Source organism: Arthrobacter sp. NPDC058097, from assembly GCF_042884885.1.
GTDB lineage: Bacteria > Actinomycetota > Actinomycetes > Actinomycetales > Micrococcaceae > Arthrobacter.
This window is the reverse complement of sequence record NZ_JBHVSZ010000012.1, coordinates 13384-24992: the sequence shown is the minus strand read 5'-3', so window position 1 is coordinate 24992 and position 11609 is coordinate 13384. Positions and strand designations below refer to the sequence as shown.

The window sequence follows — 11609 nt, the reverse complement described above, 5'->3', positions numbered from 1 at the left end:
ATCCTGCCCTGTTGCACTGTTGCCCGGCAGGGTATGTTGCACGCATGGACGATACATATCAGGTGATCGTGGTCGGCGGCGGGTTCGCCGGCATGACAGCAGCTGAGCAGCTCGGGCGCAAAGGCATCCAGGTACTCCTCATTGACGCGAACAACTACCACCAGTTCCAGCCCCTCCTCTACCAGGTGGCGGCTTCGCAGATCGGCGTGTCCGCTGTGGCCCGGCCGCTGCGGTCGGTGTTCCGCGGCACCAAAACTGTCCGGGTCCTCACTGCGGAGGTGACGGCAATCGATTCCGCTACCCGCACCGTCACCACCGTCGACGGCTCTCGCTACCAGGCGAAGATCCTGGTCATTGCAGCGGGTGCGGTACCGAACTTCTTCAACACTCCCGGCGCCGAAGAACATGCCTATCCGCTGTACTCGGTGGCGGACGCCACCCGCCTGAGCACTGCCCTCACGACAGCCCTGGAACATGCGGACCGTGCGAACTCCGACCGGGCAGAGGTGGTAGTGGTCGGCGGCGGCCCCACCGGGGTCGAGACAGCCGGTGCCCTCTCCGAGAACATTAAGTACCTGGTTCCAAAGTACTTTTCGCCCGCGCTGGCAGCGCGGTGCAGAGTCCATCTTGTGGACATGCTGCCGAACGTGCTCATGCCCTTCTCAGCCAAGTCGCAGGCGTACACCCGTGACCGGCTGATAAAGCTCGGCGTTCAGCTGCACATGGGCCAGGGGGTTACGGAGGTCCGAGCCGACGGCGTGACCCTGGCGGACGGGACCACCATTCCTGGGCAGGTCGTCGTGTGGGCAGGTGGGCTGAAGGCCGGAAAAGTCATTGCCGAATCCGGCTTGCCACAAGGGAAGGGCGGACGCATCGATGTGCTTCCGGACCTGACCGCGCCCGGCGCCGAGGGCATCTACGTCCTGGGTGACTCGGCCAACATCACGGATGCCACCGGCGCCAAACTGCCCCAGCTTGGCTCAGTCGCCGAACAGTCCGGGAAATGGGCGGCCCGCAACATCCACGCTGACCTGACAGGCGGCACGCGGCAGCCCTTCGCCTACTGGGACAAGGGCTACATGGCCATGGTCGGCCGTGGCGCAGCAGTCGCCGAACTCGGCCGCAAACGCATCCAGCTCCAGGGACCGCTGGCGTTCCTCGCGTGGCTTGGGGTTCACCTTGCACTGCTCCCCGGCACCCAACAGAAAATCCGGGCCCTCTCCTCCTGGCTCACTGGATACGTCACACACAGCCCGTCACACGTCGTCGTCGGCAGCGCCGACTAGGCGCCTGCCCGACGGCAGCAGTTCCACACGCCCAAGAACCTGACCATGGCCCTGAACGGCGAGGCAGGCGAGCTGCTGTCCCTACTTCAGTGGCTCCGTGACGAGCAGCTCGGTGAATGGTTCAAGGAGCCGCCCAACAGAACTGCCTTCAACACCGCCCTGGCCGGCAGGTGTGCAGCGGAGAGCCAGCCACGGACCCGTCCCTTAAGGGTTCGGAACCGCCGTCGACATCTGCACTGGCCCCGGCGTAGGCTGGCACCATCGGCGCATCTGCCCGGTGACTCTTGCGTCGATACCCCAATCGATGAAGGAGGACCAATGAGTGCTGTACGTGAATTCATGACTACGGATGCACAGTGCGTAAAGGAGAACCAGTCCCTCGCAGATGCAGCACGGATGATGCTGGATCTGGACTGCGGATCGTTGCCGATCTGTGGCGACGACGGCAAGTTGAAGGGCATGATCACTGACCGGGACATTGTGCTTAAGTGCGTGGCTGCAGGCCGCGATCCCCGTGAGATGATGGCCCGCGACCTCGCCACGGGCAAGCCTTACTGGATCGACGCCGACGCGAACGTTGACGCGGCCATCGAAATGATGGAGAGGTACCAGGTCCGGCGGCTCCCGGTGATCGCTGACCACAAACTGGTTGGCATCATCAGCCAGGGCGACATCGCACGCAACTACTCAGAGGACCGTGTGGGCGAACTGGTGGAGCACATTTCCGAACGCACACGAATGCAGCCGAGCGGCTCATAAAGATAAGCCCATTCATGAGCACCCAGCGCCACGGGAATCCCCCCCGTGGCGCTACTTTGCGCCTTGGCAACACACATGGTTGGTAATCAGCCGGGGTTCGGAAGCATATTCTGGGGATCAGCCGTACCCGATTCCGAAGGAAGCCCATGCCCGACTCCTCACGACCCTTACGCAAGCTTGGATTTCTCACTATTGGCCTCTTCGATCCGGCGGATCCCGCAGCGGGACATGAATCCACTCTGCAGATCATCGAACTTGGCGAGCGGCTCGGATTCGACAGCGCATGGCTGCGCCACCGCCATCTGCAGTTCGGGATCTCCTCCCCCATCGCGATGATGGCCGCCGCCAGCCAGCGCACCTCGCGGATCGAGCTTGGAACCGCTGTCACCCCGCTGGGCTGGGAAAACCCACTTCGCCTGGCCGAGGACCTGGCCACTGTGGACCTGCTCGCCGGGGGACGAATCAACCCGGGGCTGAGCGTGGGGGAACCCATGCACTACGACACCGTGAAGCACGAGCTGTACCCGGATTCCTCCAAGGTGGAGGACTTCGGCTACACGCGCGTGGACCGGCTTGCCCGTCTGATCGCGGGCGAACCGGTGCGGGACTTTTCCGGCAAACAAGGCGTGGTCGAGGAGTACTCCAACCGCGTCGAGCCGCACTCCCCCGGGCTCCGGGACCGCCTTTGGTACGGGGCAGCCAGCAGGAAGTCGGCTGCGTGGGCCGGGGCGAACGGCTTCAATCTGCTCTCCAGCAGCGTGGTCTTTCCCGAAATGAATCAGGAACCGGACTTCGCCCATATTCAGCAAGCGCAGATTCGCGCTTTCCGCGAAGCCGCCGCCGCGTCCCCAGCGCATGCACCGGCCCGCGTCTCGCAGGGGCTGGTTGTGATCCCGACCGATTCAGCGTCCCCGGGCCAGCGGGAGAAGTACCAGCGGTACGTCGATGAACGCACTCCCCGCACACGGGCGCCGCAGGGGCCAAAGGGCATGCTGTTCGCCCCGGATCTGATCGGCACCAGCGATGAAATCGCCGGGCAGCTGTACGCGCACGCAGGATTCCAGGAAGTCGACGAGGTGGCGTTCGCGCTGCCATTCAGCTTCGACCACGACGATTACGTCCAGATCCTTACCGACATCGCCGGCAAGCTGGGTCCCGCCCTGGGGTGGACTCCGGCCCCGGTTGGGCAGGACTTGAAGTAGGCGGCGCGGCCTAAGACCATTCAGTGGTGTTTCGTTCACCGTGTGTTCCGGTGGGGATGCTTTTCCCTCCTATTGTCTGAGCGGAATCAAGGGCCTGAACCTGGGCCGTAACCGCTGAAATCCAGGATGGCCAGGCCGATGGCAACGGCGATGCCCGGGAGGACGCCCAATACGGTGATCCCCAGGAATGCTGCGAGCATCACCAGCGATTCACTGCGGCTCTTGCCGATGAGTCTCCGCACACCGGCCGGGTGTCGGCAATTCCTGCAGCCGCCGCGATGACAATAGCGGCCGGTCAAAGACAGGCCGCTTCGCTACGGCACGGGCGCCCGCTTCACTCCCGAACATTTCTACCCAACAGTGGGCGCAGCGGTGAGGGCGTTTAGCGGGAGGGCCGGGACGAATAGGCAAAATCGCTGCCCGGCTGACGCGTCCCGCCTAATGGCGAATCTCACAGGCCCCCCATGCCAACCCTGATGTGCTGGACTGGCAAAATTGGTGACAGGAGTTCAACCCGACGATGGTCATACCGAACTTCCGTGAGAAGCCTGCCCTCGATTCGGTGAAGCCCAACCCGCAGATCAATATGTGATTTGGTCCTGGCGGCTGCATGCCTCGGCGTAGCTGTTGCTTAGCTTCTGCTCGCAAGTCCCCGGCCTGAACTCCGGGAGCGCGATCTTTGGCACGGGCCTGTGGTCACCAGCGCTTCCCCGTCGGGCCCATGGTGAATGCGTAATCCCGCATCAGCCGACAGTTAGGAACCGATATGCCTGAAGAAACAATCTACTGCGACGTCTGCTGGACGAATCCGGGTCACGCCAACATCCGCGACTTGCCCATTTGCTCGTCTTGCATCGAAGAACTCAATATGACCGGCCTCCGCCGTCTGGTCTACTCGGACAGCGAACCTTACGAGACGCTGCACGGGCAGCGGATGACGGAGGCCGAGGCCAAGGTTAGCCTCGAGCCGGCCCTTTTCAACCCGCGCAACAGCGAGCAGCTTTCCTTGGCAGCTCAATTTGACGCCCTCGTAGGGACGTTCTAGTCAGCCTGCGAAGCTAGCGGACCCGGCGATAGCGGATGTGGGTGGTCAGCGGAGAGTGAAGTACCTCGGCGGGTTCGAAGCCGAAGGATTCAACTCCGTCGAAGATTCGTTCGCCCGAACCGAGCAGGACCGGTGCGATGTCGAGCGTTAGTTCATCGATCACGCCGGCGATCAGTGCCTGGCGGACGGTCGAGGCCCCACCGGCGATGTCCACGCCCTTGTCACCGGCGGCCTGGCGGGCTGCGGCGTAGGCCGCATCGAAGCCGTCCGTGACGAAGTGGAAGGTCGTCCCGCCGTCCATCCTGATGGGGTCATGTGCGTGATGGGTCAGCACGAACACCGGCGCGTGGTAGGGCGGTTCGGGGCCCCACCAACCGGTCCATTCCTCATCCCACTCCCCGCGGATCGGGCCGAACATGTTCCGGCCCATCACATAAGCGCCCCGCGGGCGCATGAGCCATTCGTTCGCGAGCTTGTCGGCATCGTTGGCTCGCGGGTCGCCGATGTGCCAGCCGTGCAGCTCCCGCCCCCGCTTGCCCAGGGGGTTCTCACGGCTCTGGTCTGGCCCGGCGACGAAGCCGTCCAGCGAGATCGACATGTGGCAGGTGGTGTCAGGCAAAGCGAACCTCCTGAGTGAAAGCGACTTGCATCCGTTCGAGTGGAATTGTGGGGAGCATAGCACGCGAGGGCATCCTCGCCGACGGCCGCGCCGCTCCTCATCCTTGCGGTCATAGCTCCCTGGCCGGGGCTATCTTCACGGCCCTCGTCATCAACAACGCTTCCTAGAACCGCAAAGCGGTTTCGTCCGGAGTCGCCAGCGTCAGCACGGCTTCCTCCACGGTTTCGTGGTCCTCCAGCTCACTCTCGATCCTGCGCAGGACAACGGCTACTTCGTGTTCCGGGTGATCGCCCTGCAGGTCCACCGCCGCCACGAGGTACAGCTTGCGCGGGCCGACGAACTCCATGTGGAGGTAGGTAAGCCGGGCAATGTCCCGGTGTTCGAGCAACCGGCGGGACATTGAACGTTCAATGTCCGGTGTTACGCCCTGGCCCACCAGGAACCGGCGGTTGCGGTCGATCAGCACAACGGCAACAACCGCCAGCAGAACGCCCACGATTATCGAGCCCACGGCGTCCGGCAGAGGCGAACCGGTGACTTGGCGCAGAAACACGCCCCCAAATGCGATCACCAGGCCGACGAGCGCGGCAGCATCTTCCGCAAACACGGCGCGCAGGGTGGGATCGGAACTGATCAGGACCTGCTCCAGGGTGTTCCGGTCCAACTCATGGGCTGCCTCGCGGGTCTGGCGGAAAGCCTGGACAAACGAAGCACCTTCGAGGACGAAGGCCACCGCCAGGACCACGTACGCCACCAGGAAGTCGGATGCGGGCTCCGGTTCGATGAACTGCTGGATGCCGTGCATTATGGACACCACCGCCCCTGCGGTGAAGAGCCCGAAAGCGGCGAACATCGACCAGACATATGCTTCCCGGCCGTAGCCCATTGGATGGCTTTTGTCCCGCGGGCGTCGGGAGCGCCGTTCCGCCATGAAGAGGAACACCTGATTGCCGGTGTCCGCCCAGGAGTGCGCGGCTTCTGCGGTCATTGAGGCAGATCCGGTGAGGACGGCCGCCACCGACTTGGCGGCCGCCACAAGGGCGTTCGCTGTAAAGGCGATGACGACAGTCAGCAGTGTGGAGCCGGGCTTTTGTCGCTTATCGGATGCCGCCATGGAGATACCGTACCCAACCGGAGAGAAATGATGCTCTGGCGGTCGTACGGTCCGGTGATCCAGTGGCGGCGGGATGAAGCGCCGGCACATAGCTTCGCAGGCCTGCGCGGGCGGGCAGGCCGATGGAGATGACATAGTCGAACCGGCCGTGCCCCAGGACCGCTCGCCACCGAAATTTCTAAAACTTCACTTGCCCATCAACTTCCGCGTTCTAATATATTAGTCCTATACTAGATGCGGTCAATGAATGATCGAACGCCAACTCGATGAGGAGTGGAATATGCAGCAACTCGCGCACCGGCTCGAACGCCTAGGCACCGAAACTGCCTTCAGCGTCGCGCAAGCCGCCGCCGCTTGGAAGGCGAAGGGGAACCTGGTATACCCCTTCCATCTGGGCGACATCAACATCCCCACCGCCCCGAACATCGTGGAGGCGATGAACCGGGCGATCGCTGACGGCTACACGGGCTACTGCCCCGGCCCCGGCATCCCGCAGCTGCGTGAAGCCCTCGCCGACGATATCGGCTCGCGCCGCGGTATCGAGTTCTCCGCCGACAACGTGGTGGTGATGACCGGCGGCAAGCCCGTGATCACAAAGTTCCTGCAGGCTGTCATGAACCCCGGCCAGGAAGTGCTCTACCCCAACCCCGGCTTCCCGATCTACGAGTCGCAGATCGAGTACCTCGGCGGAACGGCGGTGCCGTACCGCTATGTGCCCACGAGCACGGGCTTCGCGATCGACCTCGAGCAGATCCGCGCCTCGATCACCCCTAACACGGTCGCAATCATCTACAACGACCTGCAGAACCCCATCTCTGCCGAGTCGACTGCCGCTGAGCGCGAGGCCATCGCACAGCTCGCGATCGAACACGACCTGTGGGTACTCTCCGACGAGGCCTACTTCGAGACCCGGTATGAGGGCGTCTCGAGCTCGATCACATCGATTCCCGGCATGGCCGAGCGTACTGTCATCCTCTACACGTTCAGCAAGAAGTTCGCCATGACCGGTTCACGGCTCGGCTGCGCCGTCGCCCCGCGTGAGATCGCCCAGGTGCTCAGCACGCTCAACACCAACGATGAGTCCTGCACCACCCACTATGTGCAGTGGGCCGGCGTCGAAGCGCTCCGTGGCCCCCAGGATTCCGTGCAGCAGATGCTTGACACCCTGCAGACGCGCCGCGACACCGCCTGCGAGCTCGTCAATTCCATCCCCGGCATGCAAGTCGCCGTACCGCAGTCGACGTTCTACCTGTTCCCCGACGTCACCGAGGCCATGGAACGTCTGGGCTACACGGCCGTCGGCGACTTCGCCTCCGACGCCCTGTACAAGACCGGCGTCTCCTTCTGCACGCGGGAACACTTCGGCCGGCGGTTGCCGGGCGAGGACCGCCAGTACATCCGGCTAGCCTACTCGGGCATCGAAGCGGACGCGATTCGTGAGGGCCTGGGCCGTCTGCGCGATTGGATCGTGACCGCATGAGCCGCGTAGTCGTCACAGGACGCATTCCAGACGCCGCACTCGAAAAGCTTCGTGCCGAGCATGAGGTCGACGCCTGGGCCGGTCCGGAGTCGATCAGCCGCGACGAGCTCCTGAGCCGCGTCGCGGGCGCCGATGCCATCGTCAGCCTGCTCACCGAACGCATTGACGCCGAACTGCTCGACACCGCAGGCCCCCAGCTGAAGGTCGTCTCCAACGTCGCCGTCGGCTACGACAACATCGACGTGCCGGCCTGCACCGCACGCGGTGTCATCGCCACCAACACACCCGGCGTGCTGACCGAGGCCACCGCCGACATCGCCTTCGGACTCATCCTCATGGCAACCCGCCGGCTCGGTGAGGGTGAACGCCTCATCCGCGCCGGCCAGCCGTGGAAGTGGGGCATGTTCTTCCTCCTCGGCAGCAGCCTGCAGGGCAAGACCCTCGGCGTCGTCGGCATGGGCGGCATCGGCCAGGCCACGGCACGCCGGGCCAAGGCCTTCGGCATGGAAATCGTCTACCAGTCACGCAGCGAGATCGACCCCGCGATCGCCGCGGAACTGGGCGCCCGCCGGGTCGACCTCGACGAACTCCTGACTGTTTCCGATGTTATTTCGCTGCACTGCCCGTACGGACCGGCAACGCACCACCTGATCGGCGCGGAGCAGCTCTCAGCGATGAAGAGCTCCACCTACCTCGTCAACACCGCACGCGGACCCATCGTCGACGAAGCGGCGCTCGCGGCCGCGCTCCGCGAGGGCGTCATCGCCGGTGCCGGGCTGGACGTCTTCGAGCACGAGCCGCAGGTTCATCCTGAGTTGCTGGACCTGGAGAATGTGACGCTCGTGCCGCACCTCGGCTCGGCCACCGTCGAGACGCGCACCGCCATGGCAGTGCTCGCCGCCGACAACACGCTCGCCGTGCTCCGCGGCGAGCAGCCGCCCACACCGATCGGTTAATGGCGCATGGCGGACAACTAGTCCGCCGGGCATGTGACAAAGTTGGCGCCGGACTATGAGTCCGGCGCCAACTTCACTTTGGTCCGAGTGACGGGCAACAGCGGGCGGCGATGCCATCACCTATGGAGGCAACGCCGTCGTTACCGCGAGTTCAGCTCCGTCGGACGGAACCAGCGGCGGGCGAGAAAGCGATCCGGGCGAGGGGCTCATGCTGTCTTTGCTGGGCACTGCTGAGCCGGCAGTTCTCCATGATGAGCCGGCAGTTCTCCATGAGTGGTTCGACAAACTCTCTGTTGGTGGGTCGGTCGTTGTTCCCCTTGCGCCGAAGCCTTGGGGCGCGTCCGATCCCAGGTGATCGACCGTCACGGACTTAGCCTGCTGTTTGTGCCCCATAGGCTCGTCTCCCCAGATGAGCGGCCCAGTCCACGCCAGAGCCACCCGGTTCCGGCCCCGGCTAGTAGCCGGGGCCGGCAGGCACAGCCAGCCGCTCGTGCATTAGCGGCTGAGCTGCCGGGTCGTGTTGGCCGCACCGAGTTTGTCCGGATTCCGGACCAGGTATACGCCGGTCACGTGTTCGTTGTTGGACTCCACGACGACGGCGAGGTCGATCCTGTCTCCGCTGTAAATCAGGATGGCGGGCATCCCGTTTAGCGACGACATCTCTACCCGCATGTCGGGAACAGGCTTCTTGGCGATACCGAGCAGGAAGCGGGCGACGTGGTCCGCGCCGACAACGGGCCTGCGGGCAGCCGAGACCTTTCCGCCGCCGTCCGAGAGTAGGACGGCCCCGGGCGCGAGAACGTCCATGAGCTCCTGGACGTCGCCGCCAAGAGTGGCTGCGATAAACCGGTCGGTGACGGCTTTTTGCCGCTGTGCGTCCACTTCGAAGCGCGGTTGCCGTGCCTGGACGTGGGCCTTGGCCCTGCTTGCCAGCTGGCGGACGGCCGCCGGTGACTTGCCGGTCGCCTCGGCGATTTCGGAGTACGGGAAATCGAAGACCTCGCGGAGGACGAAAACCGCCCGCTCGTCCGGGGACAAGCTCTCCAGGACGACCAGCATGGCAAAGGACAACGAGTCAGCCAGCACGGCGTCTTCAGCCACATCGGGGAGAGTCACCAGCGGCTCTGGAAGCCAGGGGCCGATGTAGTCCTCCCGGCGCCGTTGCGTTGTCCGAAGGGAGTTCAGTGCCTGGCGGGTCACTGTTTTGGCCAGGTAAGCCCGCTGGTTTCCGATAGGGCCCGCGTCCACTGCCGACCATCTCAGATAGCTTTCCTGGATGACGTCTTCGGCGTCTGTGACGGTTCCGGTGATTTCGTAGGCAATGGTGAACAGCAAGGAGCGGTGTTCCTCGAAGACGCTGGCCGATCCCATCGTGCTACCTGGCTTCCACGGGCACGGAAACGTCCGCCGGCAGCGGGCCCTTGGGCCACGTAAACGAACCGCCGCGGCGCAGCTCGCTCTTTAGCCATGACAGTGTCATCCGGCATATCTGCTCTTTCGCTACCCCGGCGAGACGGCCGCGAACGACAAACCGCCGTGGCCGGTCATCAGGGGTGACGGTCTGGATGAGACCCGACTTGCGGCCCAGGCTGATGCACCGGATCATATAGCCGGCCGACAATGGGGCCGGGGCACGGTTCTCCAGGCGGGCGGTGATACTGTCCGCCGCGTGTGCGCCCAGCGGCAGGGCGGATGCGCAACTCATGCGCAGATGGCGGCCGACCGAGTCCGGAACCCGGACAGCGTCACCGGCCCCGAAAATCTCCGGGTAGTCCGGGCAGGACAGCGACTCGTCAACAATGAGCCTGGCTTCTGCATCGGTTGGCAGCCCGCTGTCCCGTGCCAGACGCGGCACCCGGAACCCGGCCGCCCAGACCGTGCAATCAGACGGCAGCGTGATCCCGCCTGAACATACGAGTGTCGAGCCCTCGCACTGTTGCACGTCCGTATTCTCCACCATTTCGACGCCTAACGCCGTCAGCCGGGTCCGCACCGCGGTCGCGCCCGATTCGGACAGGCCACCGGCAATGAGCCCGCGGGAAATAAGACGGACCCGCAACTGTGGATACTTTTGGGCTACTTCGGCAGCCAGCTCGACGCCGGTAAGACCGGCGCCGACGATGCTCACGGTGGCACCGCGGTCCAGCCGCGTAAGCCCCGCCCGGAGCCGGGCCGCAGACTCTGCATCGCCAAATCCATACGCCCCGTCGGGGGCGCCTGAAGACACCAGGCCACTGCCGACGGCGTACAGCAGCACGTCATAGCCGATCGGTTCCCGGCCGCTGGCGAAATGCACGCGCCGGTCATCCGGGTCGATTCGCGATGCGCTATCCTCAATGAAATCCACATGCCCGGCCAGGACCGACCCCATTGGCACTGCCGCTGTTGCCCTGCTCCCGGCAGCGACCTCATGCAGCCGTATCCGCTCGACAAAGTCGGCCACAGGATTGATCACGGAGACTCTGAGGTCATGGTTGCTTCCGGCAAGCCTGTTCGCCGCCATGACGCCGGCATACCCCGCTCCGATGATGACTACGTCTCGTGCTGACATGTCCACTCCCATCAATAGATTCGCTGTTGAACATAGGACACCGCTGCACCCCGGAATGTGACAACAGCGCTCTCCATGAGGCGGCGCCTGCAGGGCCAGGGCGGGGAAGATCGTTCCCGGGGCGAGGAGCCTGCGACGGACCCCTGACGCTGGCCTACCGGTAAGGGCACTGTAACCTGCTAGCCCGCAGTATGACCCGGCGCCCAGAGCTCTCACGCTTGGGTTCTTGACTAAGTCTTGAGGAAAGGCCGCGCGGCTTTTGAGCGGTCACAACCATACTGGCCGTAGCGATGAGCCTGATGGATCCCTAAAGAGGCTTCCGCAAAGGTGAAGGGGGACCAGCAATGCCGTTCCAGTCAGCCAGGGACACCGACGTCGAAGCCCAGTCGGCCGCAGGCGCAAAGCCTTCTGCGTTGCATGAGCGCGACACGGCAACCCCGCAGGCCAAGCCAGACGAAGCCCCCGTGACGCCCCGGACAAAACCAAACTTTCCGGACATCTTTCCGGTGTACCCGTTCCTCTGACACCGCTGCCATTACTAAGTGGGGGCCGGCGGCGGCTGGGGGGAGGTGCCCTGGTCTCAGAGGCACTCGTCGC

Annotated in this window: 12 protein-coding genes; 7 read left to right on the top strand and 5 right to left on the bottom strand. The window is 64.3% G+C overall.

From position 1 onward, the window contains the following. Positions 1–44: 44 nt before the first annotated feature. The 3 genes from ACFVTE_RS19285 (at position 45) to ACFVTE_RS19275 (ending at position 3247) form a co-directional block, all read left to right on the top strand. Positions 45–1286, top strand: coding sequence for an NAD(P)/FAD-dependent oxidoreductase (locus ACFVTE_RS19285; protein ID WP_387103145.1), 1242 nt, complete (start codon positions 45–47; stop codon positions 1284–1286). 318 nt (positions 1287–1604) lie between these two features. Then, positions 1605–2045 carry a CBS domain-containing protein gene (locus ACFVTE_RS19280; protein ID WP_387103142.1) on the top strand — a complete coding sequence of 147 codons (441 nt, stop codon included), beginning with the start codon at positions 1605–1607 and terminating at the stop codon, positions 2043–2045. A gap of 146 nt (positions 2046–2191) precedes the next feature. Continuing rightward, a complete protein-coding gene (locus ACFVTE_RS19275) occupies positions 2192–3247 on the top strand; it encodes an LLM class flavin-dependent oxidoreductase (protein ID WP_387103140.1) in 1056 nt (351 codons plus the stop codon). A gap of 86 nt (positions 3248–3333) precedes the next feature. Here the strand turns inward: ACFVTE_RS19275 and ACFVTE_RS19270 are convergent, their stop codons facing one another. Continuing rightward, a complete protein-coding gene (locus ACFVTE_RS19270) occupies positions 3334–3489 on the bottom strand; it encodes a hypothetical protein (protein ID WP_387103137.1) in 156 nt (51 codons plus the stop codon). Positions 3490–4013: 524 nt separating this feature from the next. On the opposite strand from ACFVTE_RS19270, the gene ACFVTE_RS19265 reads away from it, so the two are divergent. Further along, complete coding sequence (locus ACFVTE_RS19265) at positions 4014–4292, top strand: hypothetical protein (RefSeq protein ID WP_387103134.1); 279 nt, start codon at positions 4014–4016, stop codon at positions 4290–4292. A gap of 13 nt (positions 4293–4305) precedes the next feature. On the opposite strand, the gene ACFVTE_RS19260 is transcribed toward ACFVTE_RS19265, so the two are convergent. Continuing rightward, positions 4306–4911, bottom strand: a complete 606-nt coding sequence (locus ACFVTE_RS19260; RefSeq protein WP_387103131.1) for a dihydrofolate reductase family protein — start codon at positions 4909–4911, stop codon at positions 4306–4308. Positions 4912–5074: 163 nt separating this feature from the next. Continuing rightward, on the bottom strand, positions 5075–6025 hold the full coding sequence (locus ACFVTE_RS19255; protein ID WP_387103128.1) for a cation diffusion facilitator family transporter: 951 nt from the start codon (positions 6023–6025) through the stop codon (positions 5075–5077). A 280-nt stretch (positions 6026–6305) separates the two neighbouring features. Between ACFVTE_RS19255 and ACFVTE_RS19250 the strand changes: the two genes are divergently transcribed. Further along, the gene (locus tag ACFVTE_RS19250; RefSeq protein ID WP_387103126.1) at positions 6306–7505 is read left to right on the top strand and encodes a pyridoxal phosphate-dependent aminotransferase; all 1200 of its coding nucleotides are present in this window, start codon (positions 6306–6308) and stop codon (positions 7503–7505) included. Then, positions 7502–8461 carry a 2-hydroxyacid dehydrogenase gene (locus tag ACFVTE_RS19245; protein WP_387103125.1) on the top strand — a complete coding sequence of 320 codons (960 nt, stop codon included), beginning with the start codon at positions 7502–7504 and terminating at the stop codon, positions 8459–8461. Before ACFVTE_RS19250 ends, ACFVTE_RS19245 begins: the two co-directional genes overlap by 4 nt. Before the next feature lie 495 nt (positions 8462–8956). Here ACFVTE_RS19245 and ACFVTE_RS19240 read toward each other — a convergent pair whose 3' ends face one another. Continuing rightward, positions 8957–9832, bottom strand: a complete 876-nt coding sequence (locus ACFVTE_RS19240; protein WP_387103122.1) for an RNA polymerase sigma-70 factor — start codon at positions 9830–9832, stop codon at positions 8957–8959. Positions 9833–9836: 4 nt separating this feature from the next. After that, the gene (locus ACFVTE_RS19235) at positions 9837–11012 is read right to left on the bottom strand and encodes an NAD(P)/FAD-dependent oxidoreductase (protein ID WP_387103119.1); all 1176 of its coding nucleotides are present in this window, start codon (positions 11010–11012) and stop codon (positions 9837–9839) included. 344 nt (positions 11013–11356) lie between these two features. Here ACFVTE_RS19235 and ACFVTE_RS19230 point away from each other — a divergent pair, with 344 nt between their 5' ends. After that, positions 11357–11536 carry a hypothetical protein gene (locus ACFVTE_RS19230; protein ID WP_387103117.1) on the top strand — a complete coding sequence of 60 codons (180 nt, stop codon included), beginning with the start codon at positions 11357–11359 and terminating at the stop codon, positions 11534–11536. Positions 11537–11609 lie beyond the last annotated feature (73 nt).

Bases quoted from the DNA above. Each gene is read 5' to 3' on its own strand.
- ACFVTE_RS19285 (WP_387103145.1), top strand. From the start codon at position 45: ATGGACGATACATATCAGGTGATCGTGGTCGGCGGCGGGTTCGCCGGC.
- ACFVTE_RS19280 (WP_387103142.1), top strand. From the start codon at position 1,605: ATGAGTGCTGTACGTGAATTCATGACTACGGATGCACAGTGCGTAAAG.
- ACFVTE_RS19275 (WP_387103140.1), top strand. From the start codon at position 2,192: ATGCCCGACTCCTCACGACCCTTACGCAAGCTTGGATTTCTCACTATT.
- ACFVTE_RS19265 (WP_387103134.1), top strand. From the start codon at position 4,014: ATGCCTGAAGAAACAATCTACTGCGACGTCTGCTGGACGAATCCGGGT.
- ACFVTE_RS19255 (WP_387103128.1), bottom strand. From the start codon at position 6,025: ATGGCGGCATCCGATAAGCGACAAAAGCCCGGCTCCACACTGCTGACT.
- ACFVTE_RS19250 (WP_387103126.1), top strand. From the start codon at position 6,306: ATGCAGCAACTCGCGCACCGGCTCGAACGCCTAGGCACCGAAACTGCC.
- ACFVTE_RS19245 (WP_387103125.1), top strand. From the start codon at position 7,502: ATGAGCCGCGTAGTCGTCACAGGACGCATTCCAGACGCCGCACTCGAA.
- ACFVTE_RS19240 (WP_387103122.1), bottom strand. From the start codon at position 9,832: ATGGGATCGGCCAGCGTCTTCGAGGAACACCGCTCCTTGCTGTTCACC.
- ACFVTE_RS19235 (WP_387103119.1), bottom strand. From the start codon at position 11,012: ATGTCAGCACGAGACGTAGTCATCATCGGAGCGGGGTATGCCGGCGTC.
- ACFVTE_RS19230 (WP_387103117.1), top strand. From the start codon at position 11,357: ATGCCGTTCCAGTCAGCCAGGGACACCGACGTCGAAGCCCAGTCGGCC.